10 protein-coding genes are annotated in these 21822 nt (G+C 72.1%); 6 read left to right on the top strand and 4 right to left on the bottom strand.

The features are described 5' to 3' along the window. The first annotated feature begins 122 nt into the window (after positions 1-122). Positions 123-587: a hypothetical protein gene (locus HNQ52_RS00050; RefSeq protein WP_183958539.1), complete on the top strand. Its 465-nt coding sequence runs from the start codon at positions 123-125 to the stop codon at positions 585-587. 28 nt (positions 588-615) lie between these two features. On the opposite strand, the gene HNQ52_RS00045 is transcribed toward HNQ52_RS00050, so the two are convergent. Beyond that, entirely contained in the window at positions 616-2757 is a 2142-nt protein-coding gene (locus tag HNQ52_RS00045; RefSeq protein WP_183958538.1) for a tetratricopeptide repeat protein, read from the bottom strand. A 156-nt stretch (positions 2758-2913) separates the two neighbouring features. Here HNQ52_RS00045 and HNQ52_RS00040 point away from each other — a divergent pair, with 156 nt between their 5' ends. Both HNQ52_RS00040 and HNQ52_RS00035 read left to right on the top strand, forming a co-directional pair. Continuing rightward, entirely contained in the window at positions 2914-4545 is a 1632-nt protein-coding gene (locus HNQ52_RS00040; RefSeq protein ID WP_183958536.1) for a hypothetical protein, read from the top strand. A 90-nt stretch (positions 4546-4635) separates the two neighbouring features. Next, entirely contained in the window at positions 4636-5865 is a 1230-nt protein-coding gene (locus tag HNQ52_RS00035) for an NAD(P)/FAD-dependent oxidoreductase (protein WP_183958534.1), read from the top strand. A 63-nt stretch (positions 5866-5928) separates the two neighbouring features. Here HNQ52_RS00035 and HNQ52_RS00030 read toward each other — a convergent pair whose 3' ends face one another. Next, complete coding sequence (locus HNQ52_RS00030; protein WP_183958532.1) at positions 5929-7356, bottom strand: choice-of-anchor Q domain-containing protein; 1428 nt, start codon at positions 7354-7356, stop codon at positions 5929-5931. 223 nt (positions 7357-7579) lie between these two features. Here HNQ52_RS00030 and HNQ52_RS00025 point away from each other — a divergent pair, with 223 nt between their 5' ends. Next, positions 7580-10111 (top strand): winged helix-turn-helix domain-containing protein, encoded by a 2532-nt coding sequence (locus HNQ52_RS00025; RefSeq protein ID WP_183958530.1) that lies wholly within the window; start codon positions 7580-7582, stop codon positions 10109-10111. A 429-nt stretch (positions 10112-10540) separates the two neighbouring features. Then, entirely contained in the window at positions 10541-15547 is a 5007-nt protein-coding gene (locus HNQ52_RS00020) for a S8 family serine peptidase (protein ID WP_183958528.1), read from the top strand. A gap of 162 nt (positions 15548-15709) precedes the next feature. Here HNQ52_RS00020 and HNQ52_RS00015 read toward each other — a convergent pair whose 3' ends face one another. Then, entirely contained in the window at positions 15710-17377 is a 1668-nt protein-coding gene (locus HNQ52_RS00015; RefSeq protein WP_183958526.1) for a hypothetical protein, read from the bottom strand. A gap of 176 nt (positions 17378-17553) precedes the next feature. Between HNQ52_RS00015 and HNQ52_RS00010 the strand changes: the two genes are divergently transcribed. Next, positions 17554-20247 carry a protein kinase domain-containing protein gene (locus HNQ52_RS00010; RefSeq protein WP_183958524.1) on the top strand — a complete coding sequence of 898 codons (2694 nt, stop codon included), beginning with the start codon at positions 17554-17556 and terminating at the stop codon, positions 20245-20247. 340 nt (positions 20248-20587) lie between these two features. On the opposite strand, the gene HNQ52_RS00005 is transcribed toward HNQ52_RS00010, so the two are convergent. Further along, positions 20588-21822, bottom strand: a 1235-nt coding sequence (locus tag HNQ52_RS00005; protein ID WP_281377897.1) for an RHS repeat-associated core domain-containing protein, incomplete at its 5' end; no start/stop codon positions are given.

The raw sequence follows: 21822 nt of genomic DNA, 5'->3' as shown, positions 1-21822 counted from the left end.
AGGTTCCGTGATTTTTCTGATTCGTTCCCGGATCGTCCCGGTTTTCCGTGGACAGCGCCGCGGCCTGCGCCTAGCCTGCAGCGTCCTGCGCGGCAGCCGCGCGTCCTTCGAGGTTCCCGTCCATGCCCATGTCGCGCCCGTTCGCCCTGTGCGCCGCCATCGTCCTGTGCATCGCCGCGCATCCGCAGCGTGCGCACGCGCATGCGCAGTTGCCGTCCGAGACCTGGTGCGAGGCCGGCGTGGAGGTGGTGCTGGCGACGTTCCAGATCTCTCCGCAGACCCTGGTCGACCTGCGCGTCGCGGACGAATGCCCGCCGCCGGGATCGCCGGTGGTCAAGGACTGCGGCCAGTTCGACGACGATTACGGCATTGCCAAAAGCGCGGCCGGCGCCGCCTGCGCCGCGTACATGCCGCGCAAGCAGCCGCCCGGGGATTTCGGCTCGGTGATCGTCGTGGTCGAAGCGCCGGCGCAGTACAACGCCGAGACCCACCACGTGGACTACGACGTGCAGCAGGGCCTGTCCGGCGCCTGCGTGCGGTGCGACCGGCCGCGCCCGGACGAAGCGCTGCCGCCGCGCACGCGGTAACCCACCCGGCGCGCGGCGGCGCCATCGTTCACGGCGCGCCGCGACGCGCGGCGGCGCGCTGCACGAGCGCGATCTGCGCTTCGATGTCATCGCGCTGCGCGGTGTCGAGCGGCAGTTCGGCGAGCACGAAGTAGGCGGTTCGCAGCACCTCGCGCCAGCGCGGCCGCTCGGGCAGCGTGCCGAGCGCCAGGTAGCGGTCGAGCGCGCGCACGCGCAGGCGACCCTCGTCGATGGTGACGCGCCACACGCCGCTGCGTTCGGCAAGTTCGATGCGGGTCTTGAGCGTGATGCGCTCCCACAGCGCGAGGCTGGTCTGCATGAGCCGCACCAGCGCGGCCCGCAGGTCCGGTTCGGAGGCCGGCTCCGCCTCGGTCACCGGCACCGGCGCCGCGACGGGGGTTTCCTCCCACGAAAGCACGCCCAGTTCCTCCTCGCGCGCGATGCGTTCGCAGCGCACCGTGCTGTCGCCGTCCGGCGGCGGCGTGGCGTCCATCGTGCCGTCGAGCGAGGCTTGTTCGATCCGCGCCTGTGCCCACGCCGCCATGGCGGGACCGACGAGCGCGGCGAGGCTGCGCCCGGACGCGTCGGCGACCCGCACGCCGAGGCGCCGGGCCGCCGCCGGCGTGATGCCGCGCACGCATCCGGCGGCGTCGAACACCAGCGCCGCGGTCTGGCCGCGGTCGAGCAGCCACGCCAGCGAACGCAGGTCGGTGCGCAGCGCGTCGGCCGCGTCGCGCGCGTGCGCGATGCGCTGCTCCAGGCGCAGCCGTTCGGCGTCGGCGGCCAACCGTTGCCGGTAGACCCGGCGCTGGAACAGCGCCGCGAGGACCGCGAGCAGCAGCGTCGCACCGGCCGCGATCGCGAACCGTTGCGCCCGCACCCGTTCGATCTCGCCCGCCTGCCGCGCCTGCGCCAGTTCGAGCCGCTCGCGGTCGGCTTCGAGCGCGGCCACGTCGAACCGCACGCGAAGCGCATCGAGGCGTTCGTCGTGGCGCGCGGCGGCGAGCGGCTCGGCATGCGCGACATAGTGGCGCAGCGCGCGCAGGGCGGCCGCGCTGTCGCCGTTGCGCTCGTGGTGTTCGGCCAGGCGCGCGTAGGCGTCGACCGCGAGCGCGGGATCGTCGCTGCCGGCGCGCTCCACGTTGCGCGCCAGCGTCGCCGCCGCGCGGTTGCGGGTATCGGCATCCGCGGCCAGTGCCAGGTCGAGCAGGTCGGCCTGCAGCACCGGGTCGCGTCCGATCGCGGCCGCCGCACCGCGGGCGCGCTCGAGCCATGTGCGCGCGCTCGCGACGTCGCCGCGGCGCGCCTCGATGTCGGCCCGGTGCAGCGCCACCCGCATCTGGTCGCGCGCCAGATTGGCGGTGGCGAAGGCCTGCCATGCGGCGTCGAGTTCGGTCGCCGCGCGCGCCGCGTCGCCCTGGGCGTCGTGCAGCAGGCCGAGTTCCTCGCGGGTGCGCGCGGCGGGCACCGCCTGCCCGGCGTCCTGCTGCGCGGCGAGCGCACGCCGCAGGAAACGCTCGGCCTGCCCTGTGTCGCCGAGCCTGCGGTAGAGGCCGCCGATGTTGGCGACGGTCACGGCGAGCTCGGCCTCGTCGCGCTCGCCCTTCAGGTCCAGGCTGCGCTGCAGCTGGTCGAGTGCCTCGGCGTAGTCGCCCAGCTTCTGATAGACGACGCCGAGGTCGTTGTGGCTGATCGCCAGTGCGGCGGTGCCCTCGCCCGCCGCCGCGGCCGACAGCGCTTCGAGAAATTCGCCGAGCGCCGCGACCGGCGCGCCGCGATGGTAGGCGAGCAGGCCGCGCCGCCGGTGCAGCCGATGCGCGGCGAGCGGGTCGTTGACCGCCGGCAGCAGCTGCTGCGCCTGCGTCAGCGCGGTCTCGGCCGCGTCGACATCGGCCGCGTGCGTGGCGGCCTCGGCGGCGTGCATCAGCGCTTCGAAGGCGCCGTCGCTGTCGCCCCGCGCGTGCAGCGCGTCGGCGGCGGCGGCGCAAACGGTGGCGGCTTCGACAGCGGCGGCACCGCGTGCAGTCCGGCATGCCTCCAGCGTGCCGGCGGCCGCACCTGCTGCCGGCGGCTGCAGGCCGGCGAGCGCGACACAGACCAGACAGGACAGGCGAAGCGGCGCCCCGCTCTTTCGGCGGTGGGCGGTGGGCGAGGACGGGCGGTCGAGCAACGGTCGGATCTTGCGGGCGGGACGCACAAGACTGCACGAGCGTCCCGGCGAAGTCATCCCGTTGCGACGTGACGTCCGCCCCGCCGCCGGCGCAATGTCCCGAATCGTGGCCAGATCGCGTATCCGTGCATCAGCCCCCTTGTCTGGAGTCCAACCATGCGAACGCCGCACTCCCTTCGTTCCCGCCGCTGGCCGCTGTGTGCGGCGCTGGTCACCGCCCTCGCCGCCGCCCCGGCGTTCTCGGCAACCTTCAACGGAAGCAACGCCGGCGCCATCCCGGACGGCAATCTCGCTGGGCGCGAGATCGGCTTCGCGGTCAGCGGCCTGCAACGGGGCGTGCGGCGCGTCTCGCTGTCGGTCACCATGGCGCACCCTTGGGCCGCCGATCTGACGCTCACCCTGGTCTCGCCCGACGGGCGCGCGCGGCTGGTGCTGCTGGGCCGCCCGGGTCTGAATCGCGGCGCGCCGTCCGGCAACACGGTCAATTTCGACGGCACCTACACCTTTTCCGATAGCGCCGTCGGCGATCTGTGGGCCACGATCGCCGGCCAGGCCGAGGACTTCGTGGTGCCGCCGGGCAGCTACCGCACCACCACGGCCGGCCGCTCGGGCCTCTCGGACATCGGCGGATGCTCGACCCACCTCAACCGCGCGTTCGCCGGTCTCGGCGGCAGCGCGCTCAACGGTCAGTGGACCCTGCACGTGGTCGACTCGGCCAACGGCGATCTCGGCACGGTGAGCGCGGCCACGCTGACGATCGAGACCGGGCCGTCGCTGTTTTCCGGCGGCTTCGAGGACGGCGAGCCGGCCGCGTCCCCGCCGCCGCCGGCGTCGGCCACGCGCGGACGCTGCCTCGTGACCCTGTTCGATTACACCGGCACCGGCCTGAGCAGCTACGCCACGGTCCGCAACACCGGCGGTGGTCCGAACGGCGCCGTGACCTGGACCGTGCGCGAGAACGACGGCACCGCGACCGGCGCCGTGCAGGAGTTCGAATTCGGCAAGGCCAGCGACACCTTCCTCGACGGCGATTTCGACGGCGACGGCATCCGCGACGCGACGGTCTGGCGCTCGGGCACCAAGGGTCACTATCTCGTGCGCCGCTCCAGCCGCCCGGACGATGTGCCGCTGCGGATCACGCTCGGCACCACCGGCGACAACCCCGACATCGCCGGCGACTACGACGGCGACAATGTGACCGACGGCGCGCTGTACCGCGCCGGCGCAAGCGCCGGCCTGGCGTCGACGGTGGAGATCCGGCTGTCGAGCGACGGCAGCGTGCGCAGCTTCGAGGCCGGGGAGAACGGCGATTTCCCGATCGGCGGGCTCGACTACGATGCCGATGGCGCGGCGGACGTGGCCATCCAGTCCAACGCCGGCGGCGGCAACGCGAGCTTCGAGGTCTTCAACGGCGGCAGCGGCGCCGCGGGCGAGACCTTCCTCTTCGGCAAGCCCACCGACGTGATCGTGCCGGGAACGCATGCCGGCACGCCGCGCGCCGACGTGACCGTGATTCGCGGCGTCGGCGGCCAGCTGGAATGGCACGTGCGCGATTCCCAGACCGGCCTCGCGCAGCCCGTGGTGACCTTCGGCGCGAGTGCGACGGACTTCGTGCTGACCGGCGACTACGACGGCGACGGCATCTACGACCCTGCGGTCTGGCGCCCCGGGCCGCTGCCGGCCGGCGGGACCTTCTTCGTCCGGCGCAGCAGCGCACCGGACACGTCATTCGAGGTGCCCGGCGGCGCCAACAGCGACTACCCGCCGGCGAACGGCCGCAACAACTGATCCGGGGCCGCGCCCGGTCGGCTGCCGCCGTCCGGGCCGTCTCCGCGACCGTGCGCTGAAGCGTACCGGGCCCTCTGCCACAATGGCGGGATGATTCCGCATCCCGCTTCCATCGTCATCGTCGGCGCAGGGCACGCCGGCGGCACGGCCGCGATCGAACTGCGCCGCCTCGGCTACGCCGGCGCGCTCGTGCTGGTCGGCGACGAAGTTCATCCGCCCTATCAGCGCCCGCCGCTGTCGAAGGCGTTTCTCGGCGGTGCGGTCGAGCCGCAGGCGCTGTCGCTCAAGCCGGCCGCGTTCTACGCCGAGCACGCGATCGAACGCGTCGTGGCAAGCGTGGCGTCGATCGATCGCGCTGCGCGCCGGGTGCTGCTCGACGACGGCCGCAGCATCGCGTACGAGACTCTGATCCTCGCCACCGGCGCGCGCGCGCGCCAGCTCGACGTGCCCGGCGCGGAACTCGACGGCGTATTCCACCTGCGCGGCATCGACGATGCGCAGCGCCTGCGCGCCGCCTTGCGCCCGGGCCTGCGCCTTGCCGTGGTGGGCGGCGGCTACGTCGGACTCGAAGTCGCCGCGGCGGCCCGCGGCCTGGGGCTGGAGGTGTGCGTGATCGAACGCGAGCCGCGCCTGCTGGCGCGCGTCGCGAGCCCCGCGATCGGCGATTTCTACGCCACCGCGCACCGCGCGCGCGGAGTCGAGGTGCGGACCGGGACGCGCGTAACGGCGTTCGCCGGCAGCCACGCCGTGACCGGCGTGGTGCTCGCCGACGGCAGCGAGATCGCCTGCGATGCGGTGCTGGTGGGCGTCGGCGCGATGGCGCTCGACACGCTTGCCCGCGCGGCAGGCCTGGAGTGCGAGAACGGCATCGTGGTCGACGCCGATGCACGCACCCGCGACTCGCACGTGTATGCCATCGGCGACGCGACGTGGCGCCCGCTGCCGCTGTACGACGGACGACACGCACGCCTGGAAAGCGTCTCGAACGCGCTCGAGCAGGCGCGCCGCGCCGCCCACGGCATCCTCGGCCTGCCGCTGCCGGCGCACGAGGTGCCGTGGTTCTGGTCCGAACAGTTCGATCTGCGCCTGCAGATCGCCGGCCTCGCCTTCGACTGCGACACGACCGTGCTGCGCGGCGCGCCCGCGGACGGCAAGTTCGCCGTGTTCCACCTGCGCGGCGACCGGGTACTGGCGGCGGAAGCGGTGAACGTTCCGCTCGATTTCCTCGCCGCGAAGCAGTTCATCGCGGCCGGCACCGCGATCGATCCGGCGAAGCTGGCCGATCCGGCAATCAAGGCCAAGGACTCGGCACGCGCCTGATCCGAGCGATCGGAGCGTCGGCACGGCAGCGGCCGCGCCGCCGTCGAATGATCGCGCAGAGGATCAGTCCTCGAAACCGTCTCCGAAGATCGCTGCCTGCGGCGCTTCGTAGGCACCGGCGTCACAGGCGACCACACCGTCGTGGTTGCCATCCTGCGGCCGTGCGTTGCCGCGCGCGTCCTCGGGAAGGCAACGTGCGGCGTCGGCGCCATCGATCGCCGCACTGTCGCGCTCGAACACCACCACCGGCATCGCGGCGCCATCGTCCACGCCCAGGATGCGCAGGTCCGCCACCGTCACGATGCCGGGCAGGATCAAGTCGCATCCGATGCCGGCGGCGCCCACGTTGCCGACGGCCACGGTCGCCGCGCTGCCGGACGCACACGCCGGTCCCGAACCATCGCCCACCGGACCCATGACGCTGTTGCTCCATTCGGCGACGTTGCCGTTGAACGCGGTGACATGGCTGCCGGAGGGCGCGCGGTTGGCATCGAAGGTGACATGGCGCACGGCGAGATCGGCACCGACCGTCAGCAGCGCGCCACCGTTGACCGAGGCTTCGTTGTTCACGAAGCCGACGTTGTGCACGCGCGTGGTCGCAATGCCAGAATTGCCGCGCACCATCGCGGCGCCGCCGTTGTCGCTGCGGTTGTCGCCGAAGAACACGCGCTCGAGCTGCACGCTGCATGTTTCGCAGTCGAGGCTCAATGCCCCGCCGCTGCCGGAGAATGGGCTGCCGGGCTCCGGCACTGCGCGGTTGCCGACGAACACGCTGTCGACGATGCGGACCGGCGCATCCTGCGCGTAACGCTGGACCGCGCCGCCGAACACGGTGTCGCCGTTCGCCAGGTTGGAGAAGAAATACGACGACTCGATCTGCAGCGGCCCGTTGACGGAGACCGCGCCGCCGCTGGCCTCGCCGCCGCCCAGCGCTGCGACCCCGTTGCCCTGGAACACGCTGTCGACGATGAAGACAGGCGCATTGGCGCGCCACGCGACCGCGCCGCCGCGCACCCACTCGCCGGCACCGTAAGCGACGGCGGTGCAGCCGGTGAACGTCATCGTGTCCAGCACCAGCACGCTGTCCTCGTTCAGCCCTTGGCCCAACACACAGCCGCCACCCGCATCGCCTTCGCCCCTGCCCGAGCTCAATGCCATCCCGCGCAGCGTCAGGCTGCTGCCGGTGCGGAAAAACCGGAAGCTCGACGAGGCATCGAACGGAAGCAGGCCCGGCGTGCGGCCGGCACCGTCGATCTCCACGGCGACCTCCAGCGGCGGCAATCCGCTGAACAGTTCGATCAGGCCTCCGACGGGAAACCCGTCGCCGAACTCGATGCGGTGCGGCGGCAGCGGCGCGGCGTTGGCATCGAGCATGGCCTGGCGCAAGGTGCCGGGTCCGCTGTCGTCGATGGATTGGACGACGAACGTCGCCGCAGTTGCCGGCGCACTCAGCACGGCGAGGACGATGGCGAAAACAAGACGATGGGGCATGCGGACACTCCGGCTGCGAGACACGTCGGACACGGTGATGAAAGGCAATCTCCAGGGGTAACAGCACACGGCATGCGATCCGGACACTTTGCCGGTCGTGCGCGCAGCGTTGGGGAGTCCGCGACGGCAATTCGCAACGCGCGAAGCCCGATTTCCGTCGCCCACGTCCGAATCCCACTTCCGACACGCGGCAGTGGCGCATCCCTCGCACTAGACTGCCCGGATGCCGCTGTACCGATTCGCGAACTTCGAGCTCGATCCCGCGCGCCGCGAACTGCGGCGCGACGGCGTGCCAGTGGATCTGCCGCCGAAGGCGTTCGACGTGATCGTGTACCTGGTGCAGCACCGCGACCGCGCCGTCGGCCGCGACGAGCTGATCGCCGGGGTGTGGGGCCGGGTCGACGTGTCGGACAACGTGCTCGACCAGATCGTGCTGCGCGCCCGCCGTGCACTCGACGACCGCGGCGAAGCCCGGCGCTGCATCGCGACGCGGCCGCGTTTCGGGTTCGCATGGGTGGCCGAGGTGGACGCGATCGAGACGGTGGTCGCGCCGCCGCGTCCGGTGTTTGCTGCGCCTGCGCCGGAGCCCGCGCTGGAGCCGGAGCCGGAGCCGGACAGGGTCGGCGACGCGGCGCCTGCGTCGCCGCCGACGCCCGCGCGGCCGGCGCGCCTGGACGACGCAGACCTACCCGCGCGGCGGACACGGCGCGTGGCCGCTTTCGCACTCGCGGCGCTCGCGCTCGCGGCGGTGGCGCTGCTGCCGATGTGGCGCTCGGCACCGGACACCGCGCCGCCGCCGACGCTGCCGACAACCGGCGCGGCGGATCTGCTCGTGCTGCCGTTCGCGGTTGCGCCGGAGGCGAACGCCGGCTGGGCGCGGCTCGGGCTGATGGACCTCGTCGCACAGCGCCTGCGCGACGCGGGCGCGGACGTGGCACCGAGCGACAACGCCGTCGCGCTCGTCCGCGGCGGCGCAGCCAACGGTACCGACAGCGACACCGCCGCGCTCACGTTGGCAGGCGACGCGGGCGCCGCGCAGACCGTGCGCGGCGATGTGGCGTTCATCGCCGGGCGCTGGCGGGTCGCGCTGCGCGCGCTGGCGGCGGACGCCGCACCGATCGCCGTGCAGGCCGACGCCGACGATCCGCTCGACGCCGCGCGCGCCGCCGCCGACCGGCTCGCACTCGCGCTCGACCTGCATCCCGCCGGTCTTCCCGACGTGCCCGGCGATGCCGACCTGGCCCTGCGCCTGCAACGCATCGACGCCGCGATCCTCGGCGACGCGCTCGACCAGGCCCGCAGCGAACTGGCCGCCATGACGCCGGCGCAGCGCGCCCTGCCCGACGTCGGCCGCCGCGAGGCCACGCTGCTGTTCCGCACCGGCGACCTCGACGCGGCGCAACGCCGGTTCGACGCGCTGCTGGCCGACACCTCGCCGCAGGACGACCCGCAGGAGCGCGGCACCCTGCTCAACGCGCTCGGCAACCTCGCGCTGCGGCGCGGCGACGCGGCGCAGGCCGAGCGGCGCGCGGACGAAGCCATCGCGCTGCTCGCGCCGCTGCCGCCCTCGTCCGCGCTCGGCCGCGCCTACACCGGCCGCGCCATCGCACGCAGCACGCAGGAGCGCTTCGCCCCGGCGATGGAGGACTTCGCGCGCGCGCGCGTGGTGCTCGAAAGCGTCGGCGATCGGCTGGGCGTGGCGCGCATCGACGTCAACATCGGCATCCTCGAGGCGCGCCGCGACCGCCACGCCGACGCCGAGCCGGTGCTCGCCACCGCCGCCGATCGCCTCGCCGCGTTCAACGATCTCACCAACGAACTCTACGCCCGCGTCACGCTCGCCCAGGCGCGGCTCGCGCTGCTGGACCCGGGCGCCGCACTGTCGGGCGACGCACGCCTGGCCGATCTCGTGGCGCGCGAACCCAACGCCGAGCGCCGCCGCTACGCCAACCTCACCCGCGCCGACGTGCTGGCGGCGAACGGGCGGCTGCGCGAGGCACGCGCGCTGCTCGACGCGCTGCGCAGCGACGCCGGCACCGACGGTGACGTGGTGCTGCTCGGCGCCGCGCAGGCGCTCGGCGCGGCGTGGCTGGCCACCAGCGACCCCGCGGCCGCCGCGCGCGAGGCCCGCACCGCGCTCAACGCGCCGTGGGACACCGAAAGCCCGCGCGCGTACGCCTGGACGTGGCATACGCTGGTGCGTGCGTTGATCGCACAAGGCGACGCGACCGGCGCCGAGGCCGCGCTCGACGGGTTTTCCGCGTGGGCGCAGCGCCAGCGCCCCGATGCGGTCGGCACGGCGCTGGCACTGGCACGTGCCGAACTCGCCGCGAGCGGCGCGCAGTCCGGACGCGAGGCGGACGGCGACAGCCGCGGAAGCGATGGCGACAGCCGTGTGGTCGACGGCATCACTGACGCTGCCGACGCTGCCGACACCGTACGCGCGGCCTTCGACGCCGCCCTCGCCGCCGCCGACGCCACCCGTCTGCCGGTGGACCAGCTGCGCGCCAGCGACGCGTATGCGCGCTGGCTCGCCGCACGCGGCGACAGTGCGCAGGCCGCCGCCGTCGCCGGACGCGCCACGCGCTGGGCCACGCGCGACTTCGACGCGGCGCTGCTGGCCGCACGGGTGCAGCGCGACGGGGGCCACGTCGAGGCCTGGCACGCGGCGCTGGCGCAGGCGCGGCGGCTGGCCGGGGAGCGCGCGCTGCCGGCGGAGGTCGTCGCCGAGCCGGTGGCGCGCGGCGGGCGCTGACGCTCCGCACGGGGATGGAATGGGCAGGTTGCCGGCTCGCCGGACTGCGGGTGTTGCCTCGCCCACCCCCTTCCGCCTGCCGGCACCTTCCCCCGCAAGCGGGAGAAGGGATGCTTCGTTGTGCGCTGCGACGAAGGTGGGAGCTCGTGAACTTGGAACCGCCGCCGCCCCTCACGCCGCCTTACCGGCGACCGAAGAAACCCTTCTCCCGCTTGCGGGGGAAGGTGCCGGTAGGCGGAAGGGGGCGAGACAGCCACAACCATCATCTTACATATGAAGTATATTTCATAAATTGTTGATATAAATACAAATAAAGAAAAAAATCAGACCACATTCAGCCTCCACGAAGGCACACCCACACCAACGCAGTCACGGTGTCGCCACCGCACGCCCCGGCGTGCGGCCCGACCGTTTCCGCGAGATCCCCGCATGCCCCGTACCGATCCCCACGCCCCTCCGCGTTCCCCACGCCTGCCGATCCTGCTGCTGCTCGCCGGCCTCACCGTGGCCGGCGGTGGCCCCGCCGCCGCGCAGACCGCCGGGGTGCTGCGTACCCCCGTGCCCCAGATCTCCGGGCGTGATGCGGCCACCGTCACGGTCGACGAGGCGCTCTCGCGCCGCCTGCGTGCGGGTGGCGCGCAGGATTTTGCGATCGAGCTGCGCGAGCGCGCCGACCTGTCCGCCGCCGCCGGCATGGACTGGGACGCACGCGGCCGCCACGTGTTCGAACAGCTGCGCGCCACCGCCGAACGCAGCCAGGCCAGCCTGCGCCGCGCGCTGGACGCGGCCGGCACGGCGTACGAGGCGCACTGGATCAAGAACGTGATCCTCGTGCGCGGCGGCGACGCGGCCACGCTGCAGCTCGCCGCCGCGCACCCGGGCGTGGCGCGCATCCGCCCCCTGCCCGACGCCGCGCCGATCCTGCCCGAGCCCGGCAGCGCCAAGGCCGCCCCGGCCAAGGCTGGCGTGGCCGACAACATCGCGTGGATCGGCGCCGACCAGGTCTGGGCCCAGGGCACGCGCGGCAACGGCGTCACCGTCGGCGTGATCGATACCGGAGCGCTGCACACCCACGCCGCGCTGCGCCGGCAGTATCGCGGCTGGAACGGCGGCGACTACCAACACGACTACAACTGGTTCGAGCCGGGCGGCGCCAGCGGCGTGCCGCATTCGGTCGACGCCCACGGCAGCCATGTGCTCGGCACCATCGCCGGCGACGACCACGCCGAGGATCCCGAGCAGCGTGCCCGCATCGGCGTGGCGCCCGGCGCGCAGTGGATCGCGTGCATGGGCTTCACCACGTCCGGCGGCAGCGATTTCAACCTGCTCAGCTGCGGCGAGTTCATGCTCGCGCCGACCCGCACCGACGGTTCCGAGCCGCGTCCGGAGCTGCGCCCGCAGGTGGTCAACAACTCCTGGTCCGAAGGCAACTGCAACGGCGAGACCAGTCCGTTTTATGCCGACATGGTCGATGCCTGGGTCGCGGCCGGCATCTTCCCGGTGTTCGCGGCAGGCAATGCCTTCACCTGCTTTCTGCCCGAACCGGCCGGGTTGTCGACGGTCTCGGCGCCGGCCTCGCTCGCCGCTGCGTTTGCGGTCGGCTCCAGCGGCAACCACGACGGCACCTACGCCGCGCACTCGCTCTGGGGCCCGACGACGGCGGTGAGCCCCGGTCTGCCGCTGCTGCCGGACCCGGCCGGGTTTCCGCAGATGAAACCGCAGGTGGTGGCGCCCGGCGTGGACATCGTTTCCGCCTACGACGGCGACGACGCCGCTTACGGCACGATGACCGGCACCTCGATGTCAGCCCCGCACATCGCGGGCCTGGTCGCACTGATGCTGGACGCAGGCGACTGCCTGGTGGGCGACTACGCCACGCTCGGCACGCTGATCATGCGCACCGCGCGGCCGATGCCCTACGCCAGCGGCGGCGATCCCGCGCCCGGCCCGGGCGACGTGCCCAACTACGCCACCGGCTGGGGCGAGATCGACGCCCCCGCGGCGGTCGCCGCGGCCGGTGCCACGTGCGGGCCGCGCGGTGTCGTGGCCGGTACCGTGACCGATGCGGCCGGCGCCCCGGTGGCCGGCGCGACGGTCGAACTCTCGGCCGCACCGGAACCGCGCGTCTACACGGTGCACACCGACACCGACGGCAGCTACTCGCGCCGCGTGCTGGAAGACACCGATGGCGGCTACACCGTGCGCGTGACGGCCTACGGCTACCTGCCGAGCGAGGAAGCGGGCGTGGTGGTGCGCGAAGGCCAGACCACGCCGTTCGACGTGCGACTCGCCACCGCGCCGCTGCACAAGGTGTCCGGACGCGTGCGCGACGCCGCCACCGGCTGGCCGCTGCACGCGCGCGTGCGCATCGCCGGCTATCCCGGCGGCGCGGTCTGGACCGACCCGGTCAGCGGGCAGTATTCGGTGCGCCTGCCGGCGGGCACGGCCTACCGCCTGGACGTGGACAGCGACATCCCCGGCTACCTGCCGCAGACGCGCGAGCTGCCGGACGTCGCCACCGGCGGCACCCAGGATGTCGCGCTGCCGGCCGACACGGTCGCCTGCGTGGCGCCGGGTTACGCGTTCGCGCAGTCCGTGGCGGCAGAGGATTTCGAGGCCGCCGACGGCGCGCCCCCGGCCGGCTGGAATGCGACCAGCGCCGGCATCGGCTGGCGCTTCGGCACGCACGCGCAGCTGCAGTCGCCGGACTGGAATCTCGCCGCGCGCGACGGGCGCTTCGCCGCGAGCATCGATCCGTTCCCGCCCGAGGGCGAGATCAACGATGCGCGGATCGACTACCTCGATTCGCCGCCGATCGATCTGTCCGGCGCCGTGGCACCGGTGCTGCGCTTCGCGAGCTACCACTGGACCTTCAACGGCCGCAACGGTCCCGGTGGCGGGCGCGTGCTTGCCAGCGACGACGGCGGCGCGACATGGATGCCGCTCGGCATGCCGGCAATGAACGAGGATGCATTCGGCCCGTGGCGCGAGGAGGCGTTCGACCTGTCCGCCCATGCCGGTGGCACGGTGCGCCTGCGCTTCCACTACGACGACGGCTCCGATGACGAGTTCGACAGCATCAACCCCGGCTGGGCCATCGACGATGTCCGCATCGACGCACAGTGCCTGCCGCCGGCCCACGGTGGCCTCGTGGTCGGCCACGTGCGCGATGCCAACACCGGCAACGGGCTCGATGGCGCCAGCGTGAGCATCGCCGGCGCGCCGCCGCAGGCGACGCGGACGAGCGACGACCCCGGCGTCGGCAGCGGCTTCTTCGCCGGCTGGGCCCCGTCCGGCAGCGCCGCGCTTGCCGCCACGCGCGGCACGCAGCCGGTCGGATACGGCGAGGCCGCCGGCAATGTCGCGGTGGCGACCGGCGGCACCGTCGCGACCACGCTCGCGCTGCCGGCCGGCCGCCTGCGCACGTATCCCGCGGGCGGACCGAGCGTCACGGTCGAACTCGGCCAGACCGCCAGCGTGCCGTTCACGCTGCGCAATTCGGGCACGCTGCCGCTGCGCTACGGCCTCGAGGGCGAGCACCGCGTCGAACACTTCGAGGACGGCGTGCCGCCGTCGGGCTGGACGGCCACCGACAACGGCCAGGGCTGCGCCTGGAGCCCGAACGCGATCGGCAACGGCGCCGGCGGCGACGGGATCGCGGCCGAGGTCTACCTGTACCCGTGCTGGGGCGCGACCCGGCTCGACAATAGTCTGGTGCTGCCACCGGTGGACTTGTCGCAGAGCGACAGCGCCTCGATCGGGTTCTTCCTGTCGCACTTCGTCGGCGCCTCGGCCGATCCACGCTTCGACGTCGAAGCCTCGACCGACGGCGGCGCCAGCTGGACGGCGGTCTATACCGAAACCGCCGACACCGGCGCGCGGGATCCGTTCAACCTGGTCGAACAAGACCTCTCCGCGTATGCCGGCCAGCCGGACCTGCGCCTGCGCCTGCGCTACCGCGCGCTGCCGCCGTGGGGTTTCGTGCAGGTGGACCAGGTGCACGTGTTCCGCTCGCTTGGACAGGACGGGCCGCTCGCCGTCGCGCCCGTGGCCGGCACGCTCGCGCCGGACGCGGGCATCGATACCACGGCGCTGTTCGATGCCACCGGCGTCGCCCAGCCCGGCATCTACACCGTGCCGATCCGCATCGGCGAGGACACGCCGTACGTCCACCCGTACGGCGAACTGCACGGCACGATGACCGTCACCGCGCCGCCGTCGTACGGTGCGGTGGCCGGCACGGTGCGCAGTCTTGGCCGCTGCGACGCCGCACCGCAGGCCCTGGCGCAGTTCGACCTCGCGATCGAGGACGCGCACGGCGGCCAGCACCTCGCCCGCACCGATGCCGACGGCCACTACCGCTACTGGCTCGATGCCGCGCTCGGGCCGTTCACGCTCACCGCACAGGCCGACGGCCACGTGCTGCAGACGCGCGATGTCGGCATCGTCGCGGGCGAGGACATCGCTGCGGACTTCGATCTGCGGCCGCTGCTGCCCTGCCTTGCGACCGCCCCGGACGCGCTGACTTTCGCGCTCGACGCCGGCGGCAACGCGCAGCTGCCGCTCGATCTGCTCAACCTCGGCGCCGCCGCGGGCGACTACAGCGCACGCATCGGCGGCGATCCGGCCGTGCCGTCGGCGCTGCGGCTGAGTCAGAGCGTGTCGCCCGAGCCCGAGCAGTTCGTCGCGTTCGGCTGCGTCAACACCGGCGACGGCTTCATGCTTGAAAGCCACTGGTACCGCGTGTATCCGTTGTCGGAGCAAGGACTTGCGGGCGATCGGCTGTTTGTCGACGGGGTCCGTTTCGGGGCCGACTCGGCGTTCTCCGGCGCCGGCGTGCAGACCGTGACGGTGCGCGTGCACGCGCTCGACGGCGAGTTCGTGCGCGCCAACCTCGCCCTGCTCGGCGAAACCACGGTGGACGTGGCCGACATGCCGCTGCAGCTGCTGTCGGCCCGATTCGATCCGCCGATCGAAGTGGCGCTCGACACCGTGCTGGTGGCGGAAATCAGCGTGCCGGACGGCTCGGACACGTTCAGCACGTTTTACCCGGCCGGCAACACCGCCGGCGACACCGCGCCGACGTACTACTCGGCCGATGCCTGCGGCAGCCCGGAACCGGTTCCGTACGCCGACCTCGGCCTGGAATGGATCGCCACGCTGATCGACCTGGACATCCGCGCCAGCGACGCCTGCGGCCCGACCGCAACGCCGGTCACCTGGCTCGACGTGACGCCGGTCGTCGGCAACGTGGCCGGCGACGGGGAGCAGACGCTCGCGGTGCGGGCCGATGCCGGCGCGCTTGCGACCGGCACGCATGACGCCGCGGTCTGTGTCGCCGGCCCGATGGTCGGCGGCGGCCTGGGCGTGGTGCCGGTGCGCGCAAACGTCGGAACGGCAGGCGACGGCCCGGTCTTCGCCGACGGCTTCGAGTAAAACGACGGGGTCCGGGGGCGCTCGCCCCGGACCGCACCCGCACCGCCTCGGCTCCAAGCCCCTCTCCCGCCGGGAGAGGGGTTGGGGTGAGGGTCCGGGCTTGCGCGGTGCGTTGGACTCAGTGGGACAGTCGTCCCGTACTGCGCATCAACCCCACATCGCTCATTCGAACCCGCCGATGAAAATCACATCCGGATTCGGCACCGCCAGCGAGGTGGTGATCAGCAGGCGCCCGTAGTTCGACGTGCTCACCGCGAGGAACAACGTGCCATCCGCGCCCACCCAGCGGTCCGCGCCCTCGTTGTAGTCCGCGCCGTCGGCCGGCACGGAGAAACTCGACACCGGCACCTGCACGGTACCGGTGGTGGTCTGCACCGTCACCGGCGTGCCGGGCGACAGGATGCGGCGCGGTGCGGCGCCGTCGCGCAGCAGCCACAGATCGCGCAGGTTGTCGGGGTTGGTGGTGGCCTGCAGCAGGATGTCTCCGTTGCTCAGCACCACCATCTCCTCGAAGCTGCGCCAGGTGCGCCCCGGCTCGGGCTGGTAGTCGGCCAGGGTCAGGCCGATCAGCGCCACCAGCTGCGGGCGGTCGCCGGCGCGCACGCGCCACAGGCCGTTCGGATCGCCGCCGTCCGCGGTGTCGAGCCCGGCGACGAAGGCCGCGTAGTCGTGCGAGACGCTCAGCGAATCGGTGGAGAACGTGCGCCACGTGGCATCGGCCCAGTTGGGTCCGAAATAGCCGGTGGACTCGGTGTAGGCAATGCCGCGGTTGGCGACCCCGTCGAAGCGGAACAGGCCGGCGCGGCTGCCCTGTCCCGGCACGCGCCAGTCGGCGAAGAACGTCAGCGCGGTGTTGCCAGACGGCTGCGGCGCGCGGGCGTAGAAGCCGGTGAATTCGGCGGAGATCGGCGCAAGATCGGGACCGCGCGGGCCGATTTCGCCGTCCACCGCGATCGCGCGCGGAGCCCCGTCGCACAGTTCGAAAATGCCCTCGCGCGATCCGCTCACCGGCATGCGACCGAAAATGCGCCCGGCGCGATTGACCGAAAACCGCGCGATGCCGGCCGAGATCGACAGGAAGGAATCGCCCGGCACCAGCCCCGGCGCCAGCGCCGGCTCGGTCGCACCCGAGCGCGCGCACGGCAGGTTGCCCTGCCCCGGCACATGCAGGGCGAGCAGACTGCTGTCGGCACCGGTGGGGCTGTCGACATCGGCGTAGATCAGCATGCGGCCGTCGTTGAGCATGCGCGCGGTGGCGAAGCCGCTGCTGTTCGGGAAGACCCAGTTGGCGCCCAGGCCCGGCCCGAGCACGCCGTCCGTCGAGGCCCGCGCCACCTCGATGTTGGAGGTGCCGTTCCAGCGCCACAGGCCGTAGCTGGCGGCAAGCGTGGCGGCTGGATCGGACGCACGCGCGAGGAAATTGCGCTGGCCGTCGGGCGCGGCCCCGCCCCAGCCGCTGTTGATGCTCAGGAACACGTGCCCGGCCTCGGCGCCGCTGCGGCCGGGGCCGAGCGCGCCGGTGTTGCCGAGCTGGGTGTAGCGCACCAGCCGGTTGCCGCGCTGGGCCCAGTAGCCTTCGAGCGCGGTCGGGCCGCTGACGCGCAGGCCGAACAGGTCGCGGCCGGCGTCGCCCACGTACACGTCGGTGAGGTCGCGGAACGTGCCGGCCGGCAGATCCGGCGCCACCACGCTGCCGTTTTCGCCCGCCACGGCACGCCAGACCGGCGTCTGCGCGGTCGCGCCGCCGGGCAGCAGGGCCAGGCCCAGCGCGGCCTGCAGCGGAATCGATGCGGCGACCATCGCCGCCCGCGTGATGTTCGAACTCTTCATGCGCCACTCCTGTCGTCGGACCGTCCATCGGTGCCCGTCACGTCCGTGACGCGGCTCGACCCCGATGCTAGGGTGCGCTCCCGGCCGCGTAAGCACGGCGCGGAAACGCCGCGGTAACGCTTCGGTAACGCCGCGCGTCCTGACTGTCATCCCATTGATCCGGCAGCATTTTCCCGATGGAACGCTCGGCCTTCAGTTACCGCTTCGGAACGGCAGAATTCGACGAATCGCGCTTCGAGCTGCGCGTGGCCGGGCTACCGGTGGAGGTGGAGCGGCGCGCGCTGGAGGTGCTGGCCTACCTGCTGCGCCACGCCGGCGAGGTGGTGACCAAGGACGAACTGCTGCGCGAGGTCTGGGCCGGCCGCGTCACCGTGGACAAGGTGCTGCCGAACGCCGTGAACAAGCTGCGACGTGCGCTGGGCGAGGCCAACGCCGGCCACATCACCACCCAGGCCCGGCTCGGCTACCGGCTCGACGGCCCGGTCACGCGCACCGCCGTCGGCCGCCAGCCCGCGAGCGAACTGGAGCTTGCCGCCGGCCATCCGGTGGTCGGGCGCGAGAATTTCATCCTGCAGCGCCAGCTCGGTCGCACCGCCGGCAGCGAGGTGTGGCTCGCGGTGCACGGCAAGACGCGCGAACGCCGCGTGTACAAGTTCGGCCTCGATCACCACCGCCTGCGCGCGCTCAAGCGCGAGGCCACGCTGCTGCGCGTGCTGCAGGAAAGCGTGGCCGACCGCAGCCACTTCATCGAGATCATCGACTGGAACTTCGAGAACCCGCCGTTTTTCCTCGAATGCCAGTACGGCGGCCGCAGCCTCGCCGACTGGGCGCCGCAGCATCTGCATGCGCTCGACGAAGCCGCGCGCATCGCGCTGTTCCTGCAGATCGCCGATGCCGTGGCCGCCGCGCACTCGGTCGGCGTGCTGCACAAGGATCTCAAGCCGGCCAATGTGCTGATCGACGACGACGTCGTCCCGCCGCGCGTGCGCCTGACCGATTTCGGCAGCGGCGGCCTGCTCGATCCCGAACGCCTGGAACGGCTGGGCATTACCCGCCTGGGCATGACCGTCGAACAGCACCTGGCCAGCGACAGCAGTTCCGGCACGCCGCTGTACGTGGCACCGGAACTGTTCGACGGCCAGGCGCCCACGGTGCAGAGCGATGTCTTTGCGCTCGGCATCCTGCTCTACCAGCTGCTGTCGGGCCGCATGGCGCAGCCGATGGCGTCGGGCTGGGAGCAGAACATCGCCGATCCGCTGCTGCAGGACGACCTGCGCCGCGCCACCGACGGCGATCCCGCGCGACGCCTCGCGAGCGCGGCCGACCTCGCCGCGCGCCTGCGCCGGCTCGACACCCGCCGCACCAACGCACGCGAACGCGCGCGGCGCGACGACGAGGCCCGGCGCCTGAGCGCGTCGCTCGCGCGCACCCAGGCGCGGCGCCCGATCCTCGCGGCACTGGTCGCGACGCTGGCGCTCGGCGTGGTCGTGGCCGTGGTGCTGCAGCAGGCGGCGGTGCGCGCGCGCAACGAAGCGCGCGCCGAACTCGAACGCGCCACGGCCATCACGCGGTTCGTCAACGACGACCTCATCGGACGCTCCAATCCCCTGGTCAGCGCGCGCGGCGCCGACGCCACGCTGCGCGACGTGCTGCTCGCCGCGCGCGCCCGGGTGGCTGCGCGTTTCGGCAATCAGCCCGCATCGGAAGCCGCGGTGCGCGCGAGCCTCGCCGGGCTGTTCAACGCGCTGGACCTATGGCCCGAGGCCGAAGCCGAGGCGCAGCGCGCACTGGATCTGTACGAATCGCTGCAGGGCGTGGCGAGCCCGGACGCGCTGCGTGCACGTTCGAACTACGTGCGCATCCTCAGCCGCCTCGGCCGCAACGACGACGCCGATGCCCAGCTCCGGCAGCTGCAGGCGCTGCTGCCCGACGCCTCGGGCGCGTCGGCGCGCTACCTTGTCGAATCTGCGCGCAGCACGCTGCTGATCGCACGCGGCGACTTCGCCGGTGCCGTGCCCGCGCTGCAGACCGCCATCGCCGCGCTGCGTGAACTCGAGCCGGACAACACCGCCCTGCACGACGCGCTGCGGCTCGATCTCATCGCCTGCCTCGCGCTCGCGCAGCAGCCGGACCAGGCGCGCATCGAAGCCGACGCGCTGATCGCCCAGGCCCGCGCGCGCGACGAGGACAGCGCGCTGGTGGTTGCGCTCGCGCAGCTGGCGCTGGCACGCGCGATGGGCGAAGACCACGATGGCGCCGAAGCGCTGCTGCTGCAGGCACAGCCGGTGATCGTCGAACGCCTCGGCGAGAACCACTCGCGCCACCTGCAACTGCTCGGCGAACTGCTCGGCGTCGCCTTCCGCCGCTCGGACTGGGCGAGCGCCGCGGTCTACGCGCAACGCGTGCACGAACGCGTGCGCGCGAAGTTCGGCGATGCGCACCCGATGACCTGGGTAACGCTCGGCAACTGGGGTCGCACCCTCAACGAGGCCGGCGACGCGCGCGCAGCGCTGCAGCCACTGCGGGAGGCGGTCGCACGCCTGCGAGACGTCGCCGGCGGCGATGCGCCGCAGACGCACGATGCCAGCTTCGTGCTCGCGCAGGTGGAGCTGGAACTGGGCCATGTCGATGCGGCGGCCACCCTGATCGATGGCTTGGACCCGGCCATCCTGGAAGCCGGACGCCCGCACGGCCTGTGGCCGTCCGCGATCGACGCACTGCGCGGCCTGCTTGCATTGCAGCGCGGCGACACCACCAGCGCGCACGCATTGCTCGACCGCGCGTGCAATGCACTTGCATCGGAAGAGGACCTCTCCGCGCCGAGCCGGCTCTACGCCCGAGCCAGCGCCGCGCTCGATACGCTGCGCTGAGTCGCGCCGCGCGTCGGATCGCGGTCGATCGCAGGCGGCGACGCGGCGACAGCGTCAGCGCCGTCGTCCGTGTCGGCGGATGCCGATGCAATCCCTCGGACCGGCTGCAGCGGCATGCTGTCTCGCTTCCACTGCGCTTCGCATTCGCAGCGCGAGCCCGCCGGTCTGAGATACGCTGCGCGTACGCACGGGCCGCGCAGCACGGATGCCGATGCAGCAACGCATCATTGCGTCGTGGCGCCTGGGCCGCTGCCCCCGCAAGGCGCGACGCGGAAACAGAACGCGTCGCCGCAAACCTGAACACGTTGCATCGCGCGCAGTGCGTCCGCCGTATCCGGATTCAATCGTCGACAATTCTTATGTGCGTATGAACATTCATCGCACCGCCAGACTCGGAGCCAAAATATGTGTGACCCACTTCTACGCGCTGCATATTTCTGAAGCCGTCGACATTCGTCGGCCTGAAGGCGCCAATATTTTTGCGCAATTCTGAAGCGAATTCTCTCGCCGCATCCAGATTTCCATCGAAGCTGAAATCCAGGGTTACCGCAGGAGCCTGTTTCCGCAAATCCCGCTGCATAACTTCCCATACGGCCTTTGCGTTTTCAACGGTAGCATACTTTGCATCCAGACTGACGATCTGCGTAAAGCGGCCGTTATAGAAAAATACCAGCTCCGAACCGATCTCGTCGCCATACATCCGCAATACGCGCTGCCCCGCCCGTTCACCTGCTCCGAACCAAAGGAGTCCTTTGTGATTGGCAGCCGCGAGGTCCAAGGCCCGCGCCTCCCGCTGGCGGGCGACCTGTCTCGCAGCCGCGGCGACTTCCGGAGATACCCGTCCCAGACGGAGAAGATTGGCCATCCAGCTCTTGAAGCTCGATGCGGAAATGCCGCCGCGCTTCATCGGATTCGCCGCACCGAACCCCACGACGTCAGCGGCTGTATCCGCGCGCAGCGCCATGTCTTCCATCATCTGACTGTTCATGCCCATGGCCTGAGCTTCCATTGAGAAGGCGCGCCAGACGATATATTCCTCGACGGTTTCGAACGGCGCCCGCATGCCTGCGATCCTGTAATTATTCGCATCGCGACGATAACCGTTGTACCAGAATTTTTCTTCGTTCGACATTTCCGCAACGGTTTTTTCACCGAGCGACTTGTCTGCGTGTGCCATGTGCGCGCCGGCGACCTTTCTGGCGCGCATGCCGGCGAGCAGATCGCCGGCCTGCGTGCCCGTCGGGGCGCTGCCGAGCCCGCCGCCGTTGCTGTAGCCGAAGCCGCGGTTGTCGGCAAACTCGTCGAGCTCCATCCCTTTGCGCTCGGCGGTCTGGGCTTGGGATTCCTGCAGTTGCGGCGCCATGCCGGTGGGGTCGGAGAACATCACCGGGCTGTTGTTGACATAGGTGCGGCGGTTCCAGCTCAGCGGCTGGTAGACGTCCGGGACGATGCTGTCGGGCTGCAGGAACTGCATCGCGGCCGGGTCGTAGTAGCGGGTGTGCATGTCGATGAGCCCGCTGATGCCGGCCGCGGTGGCGCCGAACTGTTTGCGTTCGTGGTGGCCGGTGTAGCCGG

The sequence above is a fragment of the Chiayiivirga flava genome, assembly GCF_014202825.1.
GTDB lineage: Bacteria > Pseudomonadota > Gammaproteobacteria > Xanthomonadales > Xanthomonadaceae > Chiayiivirga > Chiayiivirga flava.
The sequence above is the reverse complement of the archived record's forward strand: the minus strand, read 5'-3'. Positions and strand labels throughout refer to the sequence as shown.

Bases quoted from the DNA above. Each gene is read 5' to 3' on its own strand.
- HNQ52_RS00050 (WP_183958539.1), top strand. From the start codon at position 123: ATGCCCATGTCGCGCCCGTTCGCCCTGTGCGCCGCCATCGTCCTGTGC.
- HNQ52_RS00040 (WP_183958536.1), top strand. From the start codon at position 2,914: ATGCGAACGCCGCACTCCCTTCGTTCCCGCCGCTGGCCGCTGTGTGCG.
- HNQ52_RS00035 (WP_183958534.1), top strand. From the start codon at position 4,636: ATGATTCCGCATCCCGCTTCCATCGTCATCGTCGGCGCAGGGCACGCC.
- HNQ52_RS00030 (WP_183958532.1), bottom strand. From the start codon at position 7,356: ATGCCCCATCGTCTTGTTTTCGCCATCGTCCTCGCCGTGCTGAGTGCG.
- HNQ52_RS00025 (WP_183958530.1), top strand. From the start codon at position 7,580: ATGCCGCTGTACCGATTCGCGAACTTCGAGCTCGATCCCGCGCGCCGC.
- HNQ52_RS00020 (WP_183958528.1), top strand. From the start codon at position 10,541: ATGCCCCGTACCGATCCCCACGCCCCTCCGCGTTCCCCACGCCTGCCG.
- HNQ52_RS00015 (WP_183958526.1), bottom strand. From the start codon at position 17,377: ATGAAGAGTTCGAACATCACGCGGGCGGCGATGGTCGCCGCATCGATT.
- HNQ52_RS00010 (WP_183958524.1), top strand. From the start codon at position 17,554: ATGGAACGCTCGGCCTTCAGTTACCGCTTCGGAACGGCAGAATTCGAC.